This window comes from Streptomyces sp. NPDC059649 (assembly GCF_042734445.1).
Classification (GTDB): Bacteria; Actinomycetota; Actinomycetes; order Streptomycetales; family Streptomycetaceae; genus Streptomyces.
The window spans coordinates 1-16,030 of the sequence record NZ_JBHWDV010000097.1 but is presented as its reverse complement, the minus strand read 5'-3'; the positions used below and the strand labels follow the sequence as shown (position 1 = coordinate 16,030).

Annotated in this window: 14 protein-coding genes, 1 tRNA gene and 1 pseudogene; 4 read left to right on the top strand and 12 right to left on the bottom strand. The window is 72.6% G+C overall.

The window, feature by feature from the left end; all coding sequences use genetic code 11:
• The 7 genes and pseudogenes from ACFV1J_RS39510 to ACFV1J_RS39480 form a co-directional block, all read right to left on the bottom strand.
• A pseudogene (locus ACFV1J_RS39510) lies at window positions 1-110 on the bottom strand (ABC transporter ATP-binding protein); the annotation flags it as partial.
• A complete protein-coding gene (locus tag ACFV1J_RS39505) occupies window positions 103-1,032 on the bottom strand; it encodes an ABC transporter permease (RefSeq protein ID WP_385866691.1) in 930 nt (309 codons plus the stop codon). The gene ACFV1J_RS39505 and the pseudogene ACFV1J_RS39510, both read right to left, overlap by 8 nt.
• A gap of 78 nt (window positions 1,033-1,110) precedes the next feature.
• Complete coding sequence (locus ACFV1J_RS39500; RefSeq protein ID WP_385866695.1) at window positions 1,111-1,983, bottom strand: glycosyltransferase family 2 protein; 873 nt, start codon at window positions 1,981-1,983, stop codon at window positions 1,111-1,113.
• A 14-nt stretch (window positions 1,984-1,997) separates the two neighbouring features.
• Window positions 1,998-2,777: a CDP-alcohol phosphatidyltransferase family protein gene (locus ACFV1J_RS39495; RefSeq protein WP_385866689.1), complete on the bottom strand. Its 780-nt coding sequence runs from the start codon at window positions 2,775-2,777 to the stop codon at window positions 1,998-2,000.
• Window positions 2,755-3,816 carry an iron-containing alcohol dehydrogenase family protein gene (locus ACFV1J_RS39490; RefSeq protein WP_030814973.1) on the bottom strand — a complete coding sequence of 354 codons (1,062 nt, stop codon included), beginning with the start codon at window positions 3,814-3,816 and terminating at the stop codon, window positions 2,755-2,757. Before ACFV1J_RS39490 ends, ACFV1J_RS39495 begins: the two co-directional genes overlap by 23 nt.
• On the bottom strand, window positions 3,804-4,541 hold the full coding sequence (locus tag ACFV1J_RS39485; RefSeq protein WP_385866687.1) for a sugar phosphate nucleotidyltransferase: 738 nt from the start codon (window positions 4,539-4,541) through the stop codon (window positions 3,804-3,806). Before ACFV1J_RS39485 ends, ACFV1J_RS39490 begins: the two co-directional genes overlap by 13 nt.
• Window positions 4,538-6,343, bottom strand: coding sequence for a DUF5941 domain-containing protein (locus tag ACFV1J_RS39480; protein WP_385866693.1), 1,806 nt, complete (start codon window positions 6,341-6,343; stop codon window positions 4,538-4,540). The genes ACFV1J_RS39485 and ACFV1J_RS39480 overlap by 4 nt, the downstream gene beginning before the upstream one ends.
• Before the next feature lie 559 nt (window positions 6,344-6,902).
• Here ACFV1J_RS39480 and idi point away from each other — a divergent pair.
• A complete protein-coding gene (gene idi / locus ACFV1J_RS39475; RefSeq protein WP_385866685.1) occupies window positions 6,903-7,514 on the top strand; it encodes an isopentenyl-diphosphate Delta-isomerase in 612 nt (203 codons plus the stop codon).
• On the opposite strand, the gene ACFV1J_RS39470 is transcribed toward idi, so the two are convergent.
• The 3 genes from ACFV1J_RS39470 to ACFV1J_RS39460 all read right to left on the bottom strand — a co-directional run bounded on the left by ACFV1J_RS39470 (window position 7,489) and on the right by ACFV1J_RS39460 (window position 10,067).
• Window positions 7,489-7,980, bottom strand: coding sequence for an ATP-binding protein (locus ACFV1J_RS39470; RefSeq protein WP_385866683.1), 492 nt, complete (start codon window positions 7,978-7,980; stop codon window positions 7,489-7,491). The two genes, idi and ACFV1J_RS39470, sit on opposite strands and share 26 nt — an antisense overlap.
• A 258-nt stretch (window positions 7,981-8,238) precedes the next feature.
• Window positions 8,239-8,312, bottom strand: a tRNA-Met gene (locus tag ACFV1J_RS39465).
• A gap of 96 nt (window positions 8,313-8,408) precedes the next feature.
• Window positions 8,409-10,067 carry an ABC-F family ATP-binding cassette domain-containing protein gene (locus tag ACFV1J_RS39460; protein ID WP_385866681.1) on the bottom strand — a complete coding sequence of 553 codons (1,659 nt, stop codon included), beginning with the start codon at window positions 10,065-10,067 and terminating at the stop codon, window positions 8,409-8,411.
• 54 nt (window positions 10,068-10,121) lie between these two features.
• On the opposite strand from ACFV1J_RS39460, the gene ACFV1J_RS39455 reads away from it, so the two are divergent.
• Window positions 10,122-10,892 (top strand): enoyl-CoA hydratase/isomerase family protein, encoded by a 771-nt coding sequence (locus tag ACFV1J_RS39455; RefSeq protein WP_385866679.1) that lies wholly within the window; start codon window positions 10,122-10,124, stop codon window positions 10,890-10,892.
• Between the two features lie 6 nt (window positions 10,893-10,898).
• Here ACFV1J_RS39455 and ACFV1J_RS39450 read toward each other — a convergent pair whose 3' ends face one another.
• Window positions 10,899-11,555, bottom strand: coding sequence for a DJ-1/PfpI family protein (locus ACFV1J_RS39450; RefSeq protein ID WP_385866677.1), 657 nt, complete (start codon window positions 11,553-11,555; stop codon window positions 10,899-10,901).
• 56 nt (window positions 11,556-11,611) lie between these two features.
• A complete protein-coding gene (locus ACFV1J_RS39445; RefSeq protein ID WP_385866675.1) occupies window positions 11,612-12,574 on the bottom strand; it encodes a GlxA family transcriptional regulator in 963 nt (320 codons plus the stop codon).
• Window positions 12,575-12,738: 164 nt separating this feature from the next.
• Here ACFV1J_RS39445 and ACFV1J_RS39440 point away from each other — a divergent pair, with 164 nt between their 5' ends.
• Window positions 12,739-13,608: a hypothetical protein gene (locus ACFV1J_RS39440; protein WP_385866672.1), complete on the top strand. Its 870-nt coding sequence runs from the start codon at window positions 12,739-12,741 to the stop codon at window positions 13,606-13,608.
• Between the two features lie 134 nt (window positions 13,609-13,742).
• The coding region (locus ACFV1J_RS39435; RefSeq protein WP_385866670.1) for a Tex family protein at window positions 13,743-16,030 on the top strand (2,288 nt) is incomplete at its 3' end.

Genomic DNA, 16,030 nt, shown 5'->3' with positions numbered 1-16,030 from the left:
GCGCCGGTGCCGTAGACGCGGTAGACGATGTGCAGATCGTCCGCGATCACGGTCGGGATCCGCTCCTGGGCGGCCGCCGTCGGCCGCACGCCGTTGTTCTGCTCAGCCACGTCCGTACCGCTCCTCAGCCTTCCAGAAGTACACAAAGCCGGCGACGCCCATCAGCAGCGCCCAGCCGCCGGCGGACGCCCACACGTGCGGGGGCAACTTGTCCGCCGTGAAGCTGTCGATCAGCGCGAAGCGCATCAGGTCGATGTAGACCGCCGCCGGGTTGGCGTTGAGCAGGACCTCCACGAACTGCGGGACGTGCTTGCCCTTCAGGATCAGGTCGATGCTGAACATCACGCCGGACGCGTACATCCACGTCCGCATGATGAACGGCATCAGCTGCGCGAGGTCCGGGGTCTTGGAACCCAGCCGCGCCATGACCATCGCCAGGCCCGTGTTGAAGACGAACTGGAGCAGCAGCGCCGGGAGGACCAGCAGCCACGACCAGGTCGGCAGCTGCCCGAAGCCGAGCAGGATCAGGACCAGCACGCCCATGGAGAACAGCAGCTGCTGCAGCTGCATCAGGCAGAACGAGATCGGCAGACAGGCCCGCGGGAAGTGCAGCGCCCGCACCAGGCCCAGGTTGCCGGAGATCGCCCGGGTACCGGCCATCACCGAGCTCTGGGTGAAGGTGAAGATGAAGACGCCGGTCACCAGGAACGGCACGAAGTCGGGGACGCCCTTCCTCGTGCCGATCAGCAGACCGAAGATCAAGTAGTAGACGAGCGCGTTCAGCAGGGGCGTCGCCACCTGCCAGACCTGTCCCAGCTTGGCCTGGCTGTACTGAGCGGTCAGCTTCGCGCTGGCGAAGGCGGAGATGAAATGCCGCCGGTGCCACAGCTGCCGGACGTACTCGGGGAGGCTCGGACGCGCCCCGCTCTGCGCGAGCCCGTACTTCTGGGCCCGCTGCGCCGCGGTCAGCCCTTCGTCGGAAGCTGCCGGGGCACTCATGGCGACCGCACTGTCGTGCGTGGTCTCGCTCACAGTTGACACTTTCGTCCTCAAGGTGCGCTGCCGGGGCCACGCCCCGGTTCGCGCCTGATGCTCTCAGATACGAGCTTGTCAGATGACGGGAGGGCGACCCAGTCGGGTCAGTCGCCAAACGGTAGCCCACTTCATGGGGCGCCTGGGACCGCACGGAGTGGCCCAGCCCTCCTTGAAGCCGCCGAGCCAGGCCCGCAGCGCGGGCCGCGAGGGGCGGCGGGCGAGGGTGAGCAGGAACCAGACACCGAGATAGACCGGAACCAGTGCGGCGGGGAGGTTGCGGCGGGCCAGCCAGACCCGGTTGCGGGCCACCATCCGGTGGTAGACCGCGTGCCGGGCCGGTGCCGTCGTCGGGTGGTACAGGACCATGTCCGACCGGTAGTCGATCATCCAGCCGGCGTCCAGCGCCCGCCAGGCCAGGTCGGTCTCCTCATGGGCGTAGAAGAAGTCGTCGGGCAGCCCGCCGACCTCCGCGAGGACCTTGGTGCGCACCGCGTTCGCACCCCCGAGGAAGGTGGTCACCCGCGAGGAGCGCATCGGGTCGGACGCGCGCAGCCGGGGAACGTGCCGGCGCTGGGTCTCGCCGGTGTCCGGGTCGGCGATCCGGAAGCTGATGATGCCGAGCTCGGGGTCCTTGGCGAACGCCTCGCGGCACAGCTCGGCGGTGTCCTCCCGGGCCAGCAGCCCGTCGTCGTCGAGGAAGAGCAGGACGTCCATCTCGCGGCCGGCCGGCCCGAACGCCTCGATGCCGACGTTCCGGCCGGCCGGGATGCCGACGTTCTCCGGGAGCTCGACGGTCCGCACGCCCTCGGGCAGCTCCGGCAGCGGCGAACCGTTGCCGACGACGGCGACCTCGATCGGATCGCCGTCCTGCTTGGCCACCGAGTCCAGCAGCGCACGCAGCTCCTCGGGGCGGTTGCCCATGGTGATGATCACCGCACCGACGCGCATCTGGGACGCCCCCGTCACTTGAGCCTGCTGGAGGCGAGGATGGACACGAGGTGGAGCAGGGTCTGGACGAGCGCGATGCCGGCGAGCACGGCGACGCCCAGCCGCGAGAAGAACAGGTCGCCCCGGATCTGGTCCACCACCGCGAGGGCCAGGATCAGCAGGGACGCCTCGACGCCGAGGATCAGCCGGTGGAACTTCAGCGCCGCGGCGGCCTTGCGGGCCAGCGCCATACCGGAGGAGCGCATCTCGGACGCGGTCTCCTTGACCTGCTCCTTGCCGCTCTGCGCGCGGGCCACGCCGACCAGGTCCGTCTCCGCCTTGATCAGGATGGCGCCGAGCGCGGCCAGCGTGCCGAGGAAGGCCCACAGCCAGTCGATCCGGCCCGAGCCCCACAGGTCGGCGGCGCGCAGGCCGAAGCCGACGAGCACGGCGGCGTCGGTGAGGTACGCGCCGACACGGTCCATCCAGACACCGGTGAGCGAGTACTGCTTGCGCCACCGGGCGATCTCACCGTCGACGCAGTCGAGCAGCAGGTACAGCTGCACCATCAGCACGCCGAGCGCGGCACCCCAGACCCCCGGCACCAGCAGTGCCGGGGCGGCGAGGACGCCGAAGAGGGTCATCAGGTAGGTCAGCTGGTTGGGCGTGACCCGGGTGTTCACCAGGTGCCGGTCGATGCGCAGCGAGATCTCGCGCATGTAGAGCCGGCCGGCCCAGTGCTCGCCGCTCCGCCGGTCCTTCACCCCCGCGGGGTGAACGACCGGCCGGAGCTCAGCTACCGATGGCTTGTGCATAGTCGGCGTAAGCGTCCCTGATCTGGTCGGTGGACAGGTCGAGGTGCTCCAGGATGGTGTAGCGCCCGGGGCGGGTCTTGGGTGCGTACGCGACGGCCTCGACGAACTCCTCGTCGGTGAAGCCGATCTCACCCGGCGTGACCGGCAGTCCGTGCCGGCGCAGCACCTCGACCATCAGGTCCCGGGTCTCCTTGTCCCCGCGCAGGTGCGTGGCGAAGGCGGCACCGAGGCCGCACTGCTCGCCGTGGCTCGCCGCGCGCTTGGGGTAGAGGATGTCCAGGGCGTGGTTGATCTCGTGGCAGGCACCGGAGGCGGGGCGGCTGTCGCCGGCCACCGACATCGAGATGCCGGTGAGGACCAGCCCCTCGGCGAGCACCTGGAGGAAGGAGTCCTCGCCGACGCCGCCGGGGTGCCGGAGCACCGCCTCGCCGGCCTGGCGCGCCATGGCGGCGGCCAGTCCGTCGATCGCCTCGCCGGTCTCGCGGTGCGAGAGCTCCCAGTCCGCGACCGCGGAGATGTTGGAGATCGCGTCGCCGATGCCGGAGCGGACGAACCGGACCGGGGCCTCGCGGATGATGTCGAGGTCGATCACCACGGCGATCGGGTTCGGCACACCGTAGGAGCCGCGGCCGGCGTCGTTGTCGAGGGTGGCGACCGGCGAGCACAGGCCGTCGTGCGACAGGTTCGTCGCGACGGCGACCAGCGGCAGGCCGATCCGGGCGGCGGCGAACTTGGCGCAGTCGATGATCTTGCCGCCGCCGAGGCCCACGACCGCGTCGTAGTGCCCCTTCTTCATGGCGTCGGCGAGCTTGATCGCGTCGTCCAGGGTGCCGCCGCCGACCTCGTACCACTCGGCGCCCGGCAGCGCGGGGGCCAGCCGCTCACGCAGCCGTGCCCCCGAGCCGCCGCTGATCGCGATGGCGAGCTTGCCGGACGCGGAGATGCGCTGATCGGCCAGCAGGCCCGCCAGGTCGTCCAGGGCGCCGGCGTTGATGTCGACGACGACCGGGGACGGAATGAGGCGGGTCAGTACTGGCATGCGATGTCACGGCCCTTCGCCAGGTCGTCGTGGTTGTCGATCTCGACCCACTTGACGTCGCCGATCGGTGCCACGTCCACCTTGAAGCCGCGGTTGACCAGCTCCTGGTAGCCGTCCTCGTAGTAGAGGTCGGGGTCCCGCTCGAAGGTGGTCTTCAGGGCGTCGGCCAGCTCGGCGGCGGCCTCGCCCTCGATGAGGGTGACACCGATGTACTCACCGGTCGCCTCGGCCGGGTCCATCAGCTTGGTGATCTTCTGGACGCCCTTGTCGGGGTCCACGACGACCTTCATCTCCTCGTCGGCGAGCTGCTTGACGGTGTCCAGCGCGAGGATGATCTTCTGGCCGTTGCCGCGGGCGGCGAGCAGGGTCTTCTCGACGGAGACCGGGTGCACGGTGTCGCCGTTGGCGAGGATCACGTCGTGCTTGAGGGCGTCACGGCCGCACCACAGGGAGTAGGCGTTGTTCCACTCCTCGGCCTTGTCGTTGTCGATCAGGGTGAGCTTGAGGCCGTACTTCTGCTCCAGGGCCTCCTTGCGCTCGTACACGGCCTCCTTGCGGTAGCCGACGATGATCGCGACCTCGGTCAGGCCGATCTCGGCGAAGTTGCCGAGGGTCAGGTCGAGGATGGTGGTGTCCCCGTCAACCGGCACCAGGGCCTTGGGCAGAGTGTCGGTGTAGGGGCGCAGACGCCGTCCGGCGCCGGCAGCCAGCACGAGGCCGATCATGCGGGTTCTCCTTCATCGTGTACGGCGGGTGCTCCGGAAGAGACCCAGAAGCGGATGCTCTCGATGAGCACCAGCAGCGCCAGGACCACGGCCAGTGCCGTGAGCGCGATTGTGAAACCTTCAGGGGACAGCGCGGCTGCCAGGACGGTCACTGCGAGGACGCGTCCCTCGTGGCCGCCGGTTGCCCGGACCAGCCACCGCGGCGGGGCCCCGGTGCCACCGCGGATGCGGTAGACGGTGTCGTAGTGATGGTAGGCGACGGCCGCGACCAGCCCGAACGCCGCGGGGAGCGCTCCGGGCACGTCCGCGCGGGCCGCCAGGACGAGGATCGTGACGTACTCGCCGGCCCGGAAGAAGGGCGGGACGAGCCAGTCGAGGGCGCCCTTGAGCGGCCGGGACACCGCCGCACCGGCCAGCAGCGCGGAGCAGACGGCGACGCCCACGGTGAGCCAGGACGCCGGGTCGGCCTCGAAGATCACCCAGACCAGCAGTACCGCGGCCGAGAGAAATGCCATAGCCGGGGCGAGGAAGGAACCGGTCCGGCCGCGGCCGTGCGCACCGCGGGCGATCAGCTCGGCGAGCGGCCCGGAGTCGGCGAGGTCGGCCAGCGCCCGGGCGGCGCGGTCGGTGCGCCGGGCCCGCCTGGTCAGCGAGCGCAGCACCCGGCCGGCCGTGGTGTAGCAGGCGGCCAGCGCACAGCCGAGGAGCAGGGCGTAGAAGACGATGCGCGGGGTGGTCAGCGCCGTGAGGACGGCGATCATGGCCCAGCGTTCGCCGATCGGCAGCACGATCATGCGGCGGATCCAGACCGTCCAGCCGACGCTGTCGAGCTTGTCGGAGAGCGCGGCGGTCGGGCTGGTGTTGCCGGTGGCGTCGTGGTTGGCCTCGTTGAAGGCGAAGTCGACGACGTGCCGGCAGGTCTGCAGGACCATCGCGCCGAGCGCCAGGGCCCATACGTCGTCCCCGGCGCGGGCGGCGCCCAGCGCCAGGCCCGCGTAGTAGGCGTACTCCTTGGCCCGGTCGAAGGTGGCGTCCAGCCAGGCGCCCAGCGTCGAGTACTGCAGGGAGTAACGGGCGAGCTGCCCGTCGGTGCAGTCCAGGACGAAGGAGAGGAGCAGCAGCACTCCGGCGGCGACGAAGCCGGTGCGGGTGCCGGTGGCCGCGCTGCCCGCCGCTATCAGTGCGGTGAGCAGGGACGCGGTGGTGACCTGGTTGGGGGTGAGGCCGCGGCGCGCGCACCAGCGGGCGAGGTAGCGGGAGTACGGGCTGATGCAGAAGGTCGTGAAGAAGCCGTCGCGGGACTTCACCGCGGTGCGCAGCCGGATCGCCTCGTCGTCGACGGCCGCGACCGCCTCCATGGCCTCCGCGCGCTGGGCGGGGGTGAGCGCGACGGTGGCGACCAGGCTGCCCAGCTCGACGCGGTGCAGCCCGGTGTCGTCGCGGTCCAGGGAGTCGGTGAGCGTCTCGGTGAGGACGTCCGTGAGGTGGGCGGTGCCGGCGCCGACCGGGATCCGGCCGACCGCGCGGGCCAGCGCCGGGCGGGCCGCGGCCTGCGCGGTGAGCGCGCCGGGCACGGCGGCGGCCGGGAAGCGGGGGTCGGTCAGCGCGAGCCGCAGGGCGTGCAGATGGCCGACGAAGCGGGGGTCGACGAGGGCGACCCGCTCCTGTGCGGGCACCTCGGCGAGCAGCGCGGCGGCGGAGGCGGCGTCGTCCGCCGTACGGACGTCGAAGCCCAGCGTGCGCAGGTCGGCTTCGAGCGGCGACCCGGCGACCGGCGGACCGGTGAGGATGGCGGTCGACAGACGAACTCACTCCTTGGAGGCTGACAAGGCAGCGCCGGTCGATCCGCATTCGATACGGACTACCCGGGCAGCGGGCGTGACACACCGGGGGCCCGGAGGCCGGGTGGCACGTCGGCAGAGGCTATCGGATCGCCGGATGCGGCCGTTCACCGCGCATTCACCGCACGATCGAGTGACCGACGGCTGCGCCTGCCGCGATCATCATGGTGGATCGGGTGGCGCATGAACAACTGGCCCGCGACCGGGGCCCTCGGTCCGGTGCCGGTTATGAGCGGGCTGGTCACGGGGCGGGCGGGTTGTGCCGGGGGTGGTGTGGCGAGGGCCATGCCGGTCCGTGGTGAGCGTCGCGGGCCGGTCCGGTGACCCGTCCCGGGGGCCCGGGAGTGCCTCGCGGGATGCCTGCGGGCGGGCCTGTGATGTGGCCCCTCTCACGGTGGGGCCCAGGTGGGCGCACTCCCGGCCGGACGCGCGGGAGGTGTGGCGCCGCGCACCCGCTCTGCCGGTGATGCGGACCCGGCTAGGGCAGACTTGGCGTCGTAGACCGACGACAAGGATGGGCATGCCGATCACACCTGCCAACGCAAAGACCGCCGAGGACGCGGCGGTGCGCACACCGGGCGGCGCCGCCGAACCGATCATGCTGGAGCTGGTCGACGAGGACGGTACGACGATCGGCACCGCCGAGAAGCTCGCGGCGCACCAGCCCCCGGGGCAGCTGCACCGGGCGTTCTCGGTCTTCCTCTTCGACGAGAAGGGCCGGCTGCTGCTCCAGCGCCGGGCGCTGGGGAAGTACCACTCCCCCGGTGTGTGGTCCAACACCTGCTGCGGTCACCCGTATCCCGGTGAGGCGCCGTTCGCGGCCGCGGCCCGCCGGACCGCGGAGGAGCTGGGCGTGGCACCCGCGCTGCTGGCCGAGGCGGGCACGGTGCGCTACAACCATCCCGATCCGTCCTCCGGGCTCGTGGAGCAGGAGTACAACCACCTGTTCGTGGGCCTGGTGCGGGCCGAGCCGGCGCCGGACCCGGAGGAGATCGGCGAGATCGCGTTCGTGACGCCGGAGGAACTGGCCGAGCGGCATGCCGAGGCACCGTTCTCCGCGTGGTTCATGACCGTGCTGGACGCGGCGCGCCCGGCGGTGCGGGAGCTCACCGGACGGTCGGCGGGCTGGTAGCCAGCGGGGTGAGCGGCAGCTCGGCCCAGATGGCCTTGCCGCCGCCCGGCGTGTGCGCGACATCGCAGGTGCCGCCCACCTCAGCGGTGACGGTCTTGACCAGCCACAGCCCGCGCCCCCCGACGTCACCCTCTTCCGCCTCCAGGGCCTTGGGGCGGTAGGGGTGGTCGTCCTCGACGGCGACCCGTAGCCAGTTGCCGCCGATGGTGACCTGGACGGCGATCTGGGGCGAGAGCAGGGCGGCGTGCCGGACGGCGTTGGTGACCAGTTCGGAGACGATGAGCAGCAGGCCGTCCATGATGTCGGCGGCGACCGGCACGTGCTGTTCGGCGAGCAGGTCCCGGACCGCGTGGCGGGCCTGCGGCACCGAGGACTCCAGTGCCGGGGCGGTGAAGCGCCAGACACCTTCGTACGCGAGCGGGGAGGTCAGCTCGTCGGGGGGTTCTGCGGGGGGTCCGGAAGGCATCCTCACAGGAAGAGTGTTGAGAATGCGCTGGTCCGTACCGGCCTGCTGAACACAAGTCAGCGTCTATCGACGGCTTTTGGCGGATTACGAGAGTTTCCCGCGGGCTGCGGACCGGGGCTGTTCTCTTTGTACCGGGTTCATGGATTCCCCCGGGACGGCACCCCCACGATCCCGCCATCGGGCCCGCGCCGCCCGGCCATCGGGGGCGGACAGCACGGCAGGCCCGGTGCCGGGGCACCGGGCCTGCCGTGTGTGCAGTAGCGGGGACAGGATTTGAACCTGCGACCTCTGGGTTATGAGCCCAGCGAGCTACCGAGCTGCTCCACCCCGCGTCGGTTTCCCCCACCTTACGGGGCGACCGCCGCAGATCCAAATCGATAAACCGACCGGCCGCCGGGCAGGTGCCGCGCCGCGTCCCGGCTGCCGGGTCACACCGCCCGGTCGGTGATCCGCCCGGCCTCGACCTCGATCCGGCGCGTGGTGTGCACCGCGTCCAGCATCCGCCGGTCGTGCGTCACCAGCAGCAGCGTGCCCGGGTACGAGGCGAGCGCGGACTCCAGCTGCTCGATGGCCGGCAGGTCCAGGTGGTTGGTCGGCTCGTCCAGGACGAGGAGGTTCACCCCGCGGCCCTGGAGGAGGGCCAGCGCGGCCCGGGTCCGCTCCCCGGGCGAGAGGGTGTGCGCCGGGCGCAGCACATGGGCCGCCTTCAGGCCGAACTTCGCGAGCAGGGTGCGGACGTCGGCGGGCGGCAGGTCCGGCACGGCGGCCCGGAAGGCGTCCATCAGCGGCCGGTCGCCCAGCTGCCCTCCGCCGAAGAGCCGGCCGCGGGCCTGCTCGATCTCGCCGACCACCACGCCGGGGCCGAGCGTGGCCTGGCCGGCGTCCAGCGGCAGCCGGCCGAGCAGGGCGGCCAGCAGGGTGGACTTGCCGGAGCCGTTGGGACCGGTGATCGCGACCCGGTCCGCCCAGTCGATCTGCAGGTCCACCGGGCCGAAGCGGAAGTCGCCGCGCCGGACCGCGGCCCCGCGCAGGGTCGCGACGACCGCGCCGGCCCGGGGCGCGGCGGCGATCTCCATCCGCAGCTCCCACTCCTTGCGGGGCTCCGCCACCACGTCCAGCCGCTCGATCATGCGCTGGGTCTGCTTGGCCTTGGCGGCCTGCTTCTCGGTGGCCTCGACCCGGCCCTTGCGGCCGATCTTGTCGTTGTCGGGGGCCTTGCGGCGGGCGTTCTTGACGCCCTTCTCCATCCAGTTGCGCTGGGTGTGGGCGCGGGTCTCCAGGGTGGCCTTGGTCTCGGCGTACTCCTCGTACTGCTCGCGGGCGTGGCGCCGGGCCCGCTCGCGCTCCTCCAGATAGGAGGCATAGCCGCCGCCGTAGCTGTTGACCTGCTGCTGGGCGAGGTCGAGTTCGACGACGCGGTTGACCGTGCGGGTCAGGAACTCGCGGTCGTGGCTGACGAGGACGGTGCCGGCGCGCAGTCCGGTGACGAACTCCTCCAGCCGCTGCAGCCCGTCCAGGTCCAGGTCGTTGGTCGGCTCGTCCAGCAGGAAGACGTCGTAACGGGAGAGCAGCAGGGAGGCCAGCGAGGCCCGGGCGGCCTGTCCGCCGGAGAGTGCGGTCATCGGCTGGTCGAGGCCGACGGTGAGGCCGAGCTGGGCGGCGGTCTCCTCGGCGCGTTCGTCGAGGTCGGCGGCGCCGAGGTCGAGCCAGCGGGTGAAGGCCGTGTCATAGGCATCGTCGGCGCCGGGGCGCTCCGCGGCCAGGGCCTCGGTGGCGTCGTCCAGGGCGCGCTGGGCGTCGGCCACGCCGGTGCGGCGGGCGAGGAAGGCCCGCACGCTCTCCCCGGGGCGGCGGTCGGGCTCCTGCGGGAGGAGGCCGACGGTGGCGGAGGGCGGGCTGAGGGAGAGCGCCCCCTCCTCGGGGGTGGCCAGGCCGGCCAGCAGGCGCAGCAGGGTGGACTTGCCCGCGCCGTTGGCGCCGACGAGGCCGATCACGTCCCCGGGGGCGACGACCAGATCGAGGCCGGAGAACAGGACGCGCTCGCCGTGGCCGGCGGCGAGGTCTTTGGCGACGAGGGTTGCTGACATCAGACTGCCGATCGTAACCGGCCGTGCGGACCGCGGTCGCTCTAATATCCGGGCATGGAACCGGGCCTCACGACGCACCTCAGCGACGGCACAGCGACCGTCACCATCAGCAACACGGGCAAGCGCAATGCGATGACCGTCCAGATGTGGCGGGATCTGCCGCCCCTGCTGGCGCGGCTGGCGGCGGACCGCGCGGTGCGGTCGCTGGTGCTGACCGGTGCCGGCGGGACGTTCTGCGCGGGCGCGGACATCGGCTCGCTGCGGGGAGCGGCCGCGGAGTCACAGGGGCTGGCGGTGGCGGCCGAGGAGGCGCTGGCGGCCTTTCCGAAACCGACGCTGGCGGCGATACGCGGCTACTGCGTGGGCGGCGGCGCCCAGTTGGCGGCCGCCTGCGATCTGCGGTTCGCGGAGGAGGGGGCGCTGTTCGGGGTGACGCCGGCCAAGCTGGCGGTGGTCTACCCGGCGTCCGCCACCCGGCGGCTGGTGCGGCTGGTCGGGCCGTCGGCCGCCAAGTACCTGTTGTTCTCGGGGGAGTTGATCGACTGCGCGCGGGCGCTGCGGACCGGGCTGGTGGACGAGGTGCTGGCCGAGGGCGAGTTGGGAAAGCGGGTCGCGGAGTTCTCGGCCGTACTGGCGAGCCGGTCGCTGCTGACGCAGACGGCGGCGAAGGAGCTGGCCAACGGGACCTGGGACGTGCCGCCGGACGAGGCGGAGGAGCGCGGCGCCCACTGGGCCGCCGAGGCTCGGGCGAGCGGCGACACCGCCGAGGGTGCCGCCGCCTTCCTGGAGCGCCGGCCGCCGCGGTTCACCTGGCCCGCGAAGTGAGGGGCGCTACGCCTGCCGTACGTCCTCCCCGGTGAGCACGAACCGGGTACGGCTCCGCAGCGCCGCGACGGCCTCGGCCGGTGCCGTGTCCGGGGAGCCCGCGTCGTAGGGCGGCTGCGGGTCGTACTCGATGCCGAGCTGGATGATCTGGGCCGCGGTGTCCCCGGCGATCCGGCCGGCCAGCGCGAGGCCCATGTCGATGCCGGCCGAGACCCCGGCCGCGGTGACGTACTTGCCGTCGAAGACCACCCGCTCCCCGGTCGGCTCGGCGCCCAGGGCCGGCAGCTGGTCCAGCGCGAGCCAGTGGGAGGTGGCCCGGCGCCCCTTGAGGAGGCCGGCCGCCGCCAGGATCAGCGAGCCGGTGCACACCGAGGTGGTCCAGGTGGTGGCGGTGTCCACGGCGCGGAGCCAGTCGTGCACCGGCCCGTCCGTCATGTGCGCGATCTGCCCCGGGCCGCCGGGGACGACGAGGACGTCGGGCGCGGTGATGTCGTCCAGCGTGGCGTCCGCGACCAGCCCCACGGAACCGAGGTCGCTGCGGTACGTGCCGGCGCGCTCGCCGACGAACACCGTCTCGGCGGCCGGGAGGCGGCTGAGCGTCTCGTAGGGGCCGATGGCGTCCAGGGTGGTGAAGCGGTCGTAGAGGAGGATCGCGATCTGCATGGCGGTTCCCATCTGGAGGAGTGGCTCATCGGGAGGAGTGGCTCGGAAGGGGCCGTTCAGCGGCCCGTGGGGGCAGGCTGGAAACGGCGGCGGTATTCGGCCGGGGAGGCGGCCAGAGCGCGGAGGAAGGCGCGGCGCATCGCCTCGGGGGTGCCGTAGCCGCAGTGGCGGGCCACCTGGGCGATGCCGTCGGCGGTGTCCTCCAGACAGCGGCGGGCCGCCTCCAGCCGTACCCGGTCGACATAGCGACCCGGCGTCATGCCGACCTCGTCGCGGAAGGCCCGGGCGAAGTGGCGCGGGGAGAGCCCGGCGCGGGCGGCGAGGGCGTCGACGGACAGGTCGGCGGCCGGGTGCTCGGTGATCCACTGCTGGACGTCGCGCAGCGGCCGCCGTTGTGCGGTCTGGGCGGCGAGCTGGGCGCTGAACTGCTTCTGGTTGCCCGGCCGGCGCAGGAACACCACCAGGTGGCGGGCGATGCTGAGCGCGAGGTCCCGGCCGAGGTCCTCCTCCACGAGGGCCAGCGCCAGGTCGATGCCGGCCGTCACGCCCGCGGAGGTGGCCAGGTCGCCGTCCCGCACGTAGATCGGGTCGGCCTCCACCCGCACCGCGGGGAACCGTTCGGCGAGGTCGTCGCAGAGCATCCAGTGGGTGGTCGCGCGCCGGCCGTCCAGCAGCCCGGCCTCGGCCAGCAGCATCGCCCCGCTGCACACCGAGACCTTGCGCCGGGCCCGGTGGGCGTTGTCCCGCAGCCAGTCGACCAGTCGCGGGTCGGGGGCGCGGGTGCCCTGGCCGCCGGGGACCAGCAGGGTGTGCGGCGGCCCGGCGGCGGCGAGCGTGGTGTCGGGGACCAGGGTCAGTCCGCTGGTGGTGCGCACCGGGCCGCCGTCCAGGGCGGCCGTACGGAGCCGGTAGGCGCCGGGGACGGCCTGCGCCGCGCCGCTGAAGACCTCCACCGGCCCGGTGACGTCCAGGGCCTGCACGCCGTCGAAGAGGACGACCAGCACCTCGCGCTGTTCCATGCCGTCCATCCTGGGCAGCGGCACCGATGGCGGCAATGACGGGTTTCCCACCTTTCCTGCCATTGCCTGGTCGGGGCCTGCGTGGAAGCCGCCCGGTCGGTCGTCCGGGCGGTCGTCCGGGCCCTGCCGCCGACGCCATACCGACGGGTCGGTACCCTGCCCGCATGACCTCTCACAGCGCACTGCCCGAGCGGGCCGGCCGCACGTGCCACAACGTCATCAACCCCTTCCACTCCACGCACTACTTCGCCCCGGAGCTGCCCGCCGAGATGGCCAAGGTCGGCGTCGACGACGCCCGGGCCGGCTATTTCGTCTGTCGCAGCGCGGCGATGGGGGCGGTCGGCCCCGGCACCGTCGCGGCCACCTTCTACAACTTCAAGTACGAGTTGATCGCCCGGCACCTGCCGGAGGCGTGGCGGAAGACCACCCCGCAGGACGTGCTCGACGCCCGGCTGCGGGCCGCCGACGCCACCCTGCGCCGGCTGCTCGGCGACGAGGCGGTGGCCTCGCCGGAGATGGCGGAGGCCGCCGAGCTGGCCCTGCGCGCCACCGAGGCCTGTACCCGCCGGGCCCGGCCGCTGTACGCCGCGCACGCCGACCTGCCCGTGCCGGACGCCCCGCACCTGGCCTACTGGCACGCCGCGACGCTGCTGCGCGAACACCGCGGCGACGGCCACCTGATGGCGCTGCTGGACGTCGAACTGGACGGACTGGAGGCGCTGGTCACCCACACCGCCACCGGCCGCGGGATGAGCCCCCGCGGCGTCCTGGCGACCCGCGGCTGGACCGAGGAGGACTGGCGGGCCGCCCAGGAGCGGCTGCGGTCCCGCGGTCTCCTGGACGACGAGGGCCAGTTGACCGAGGCCGGCACCCGGCTGCGCAAGCAGCTGGAGGAGACCACCGACCGCCTGGACCGGGCCCCGTACGAGCACCTGGGCGCGGCCGGCGTGGCCCGCCTCACCGAGCTGGCGACCGGCTTCACCACCGCCGTCATGGAGGCGGGCGCGTTCCCCGCCACGCTCTTCGGCAAGTAGGCCGCCGCGGCCACCGGGGTGCGCCGCACCGCGCGCACCCCGGTGCCGCCCACCGGCTGGGCGGCGCGACAGTCCGCTCGGTCACCCGGCACAATGCAGGCTCAGGCAAGAGCTGGAAGGCGGGCAGGATCAACGTGACGGCAGCCACTGAGCCCATCGGGACCCTCGGGACCATCGAAGCGCGGATCGCCGGGGAGCTCGGCGTCAAGGAGCGGCAGGTGAAGGCCGCGGTCGAACTGCTCGACGGTGGCTCGACCGTCCCGTTCATCGCGCGCTACCGCAAGGAGGCCACCGGGACGCTCGACGACGCGCAGCTGCGCTCGCTGGAGGAGCGGCTGCGCTACCTGCGGGAGCTGGAGGAGCGGCGCACCGCGGTGCTGGAGTCCGTACGGACCCAGGGCAAGCTGGACGCCGCCCTGGAGGCGCAGATCCGCGGCGCCGACTCCAAGGCCCGGCTGGAGGACATCTACCTCCCGTTCAAGCCCAAGCGGCGCACCAAGGCGCAGATCGCGCGGGAGGCCGGTCTGGAGCCGCTCGCCGACGGGCTGCTCGCCGACCCCTCCGTGGAACCGGCCGCGGCCGCCGCGGCGTTCGTGGACCCGGACAAGGGCGTCGCCGATCCGGCGGCCGCCCTGGACGGTGCGCGGGCCGTCCTGACCGAGCGGTTCAGCGAGGACGCCGACCTGATCGGTGAGCTGCGGGAGCGGATGTGGTCCCGCGGCCGGGTGACCGCGAAGGTGCGCGAGGGCAAGGAGGAGGCCGGCGCGAAGTTCGCCGACTACTTCGACTTCGCCGAGCCGTTCACCGAGCTGCCCTCGCACCGGGTGCTGGCGATGTTCCGCGGGGAGAAGGAGGAGGTCCTCGACCTCACCCTGGAGCCGGAGGACCCGTCGGCGGTCACCGAGGGGCCGAGCTCCTACGAGCGGTCCATCGCCGCGAAGTTCGGGATCGCGGACCGCGGGCGCCCGGCCGACCCCTGGCTGCTCGACACCGTCCGCTGGGCCTGGCGCACCCGCGTCCAGGTGCATCTCGGCATCGACCTCCGGCTCCGGCTGCGGCAGGCCGCCGAGGACGAGGCGGTCCGGGTCTTCGCGTCGAACCTGCGCGATCTGCTGCTCGCGGCGCCGGCCGGCACCCGCGCCACGATGGGCCTGGACCCCGGCTTCCGTACGGGCGTGAAGGTCGCGGTCGTGGACGCCACGGGCAAGGTGGCCGCCACCGAGACGATCTACCCGCACGTGCCGCAGCAGAAGTGGGACGCCTCACTGGCCACCCTGGCGAAGCTGGCCCGCGAGCACCGGGTCGAGCTGATCGCGATCGGCAACGGCACCGCCTCCCGGGAGACCGACAAGCTGGCGGCCGATCTGATCGCGGCACAGCCGGAGCTGAAGCTGACGAAGGTGATGGTGTCCGAGGCCGGCGCCTCGGTCTACTCCGCGTCCGCCTTCGCCTCCCAGGAACTGCCGGAGCTGGACGTGTCGTTGCGCGGTGCGGTGTCCATCGCCCGCCGTCTGCAGGACCCGCTGGCCGAGCTCGTCAAGATCGACCCGAAGTCGATCGGGGTCGGCCAGTACCAGCACGACCTGTCCGAGGTGAAGCTGTCGCGCTCGCTGGACGCGGTGGTCGAGGACTGCGTCAACGGCGTCGGCGTGGACGTCAACACCGCCTCCGCGCCGCTGCTTTCGCGGGTGTCGGGCATCGGCTCCGGCCTGGCCGAGAACATCGTCGCGCACCGCGACGCCAACGGCCCGTTCCGCTCCCGCAAGGCCCTCAAGGACGTGGCGCGGCTCGGCCCGAAGGCGTACGAGCAGTGCGCGGGCTTCCTGCGGATCCGGGGCGGCGACGACCCGCTGGACGCCTCCAGCGTGCACCCGGAGGCGTATCCGGTGGTGCGCCGGATGGTGACGTCGGCGGGCACCGAGGTCGGTTCGCTGATCGGCAACACGACGGTGCTGCGCACCCTGAAGCCGGCCGATTTCGTCGACGACTCCTTCGGGCTGCCGACGGTGACCGACATCCTCCAGGAGCTGGAGAAGCCCGGCCGGGACCCGCGTCCGGTGTTCCGGACCGCGACCTTCAAGGAGGGCGTCGAGAAGATCGGCGACCTGGAGCCGGGGATGCTCCTCGAAGGTGTGGTGACCAACGTGGCCGCCTTCGGGGCGTTCGTGGACGTCGGCGTCCACCAGGACGGTCTGGTGCACGTGTCGGCGATGTCGCGGACCTTCGTCAAGGACCCGCGGGACGTGGTGAAGCCGGGCGACATCGTGCGGGTCAAGGTCCTCGACGTCGACATCCCGCGGAAGCGGATCTCGCTGACGCTGCGCCTGGACGACGAGCCCGGCAAGGGCGCCCCCGCGGCCGGCGGCGAACGCCGCGGCGGTGCGGCCGGCGGTGCGGGCGGCGGACGCGGGCCGCGCGACGG

Coding starts and splice junctions, on each gene's coding strand:
- ACFV1J_RS39500 (WP_385866695.1), bottom strand. CDS start 1,983: ATGCGCGTCGGTGCGGTGATCATCACCATGGGCAACCGCCCCGAGGAG.
- ACFV1J_RS39495 (WP_385866689.1), bottom strand. CDS start 2,777: ATGCACAAGCCATCGGTAGCTGAGCTCCGGCCGGTCGTTCACCCCGCG.
- ACFV1J_RS39490 (WP_030814973.1), bottom strand. CDS start 3,816: ATGCCAGTACTGACCCGCCTCATTCCGTCCCCGGTCGTCGTCGACATC.
- ACFV1J_RS39485 (WP_385866687.1), bottom strand. CDS start 4,541: ATGATCGGCCTCGTGCTGGCTGCCGGCGCCGGACGGCGTCTGCGCCCC.
- idi (WP_385866685.1), top strand. CDS start 6,903: ATGCCGATCACACCTGCCAACGCAAAGACCGCCGAGGACGCGGCGGTG.
- ACFV1J_RS39470 (WP_385866683.1), bottom strand. CDS start 7,980: ATGCCTTCCGGACCCCCCGCAGAACCCCCCGACGAGCTGACCTCCCCG.
- ACFV1J_RS39460 (WP_385866681.1), bottom strand. CDS start 10,067: ATGTCAGCAACCCTCGTCGCCAAAGACCTCGCCGCCGGCCACGGCGAG.
- ACFV1J_RS39455 (WP_385866679.1), top strand. CDS start 10,122: ATGGAACCGGGCCTCACGACGCACCTCAGCGACGGCACAGCGACCGTC.
- ACFV1J_RS39450 (WP_385866677.1), bottom strand. CDS start 11,555: ATGCAGATCGCGATCCTCCTCTACGACCGCTTCACCACCCTGGACGCC.
- ACFV1J_RS39445 (WP_385866675.1), bottom strand. CDS start 12,574: ATGGAACAGCGCGAGGTGCTGGTCGTCCTCTTCGACGGCGTGCAGGCC.
- ACFV1J_RS39440 (WP_385866672.1), top strand. CDS start 12,739: ATGACCTCTCACAGCGCACTGCCCGAGCGGGCCGGCCGCACGTGCCAC.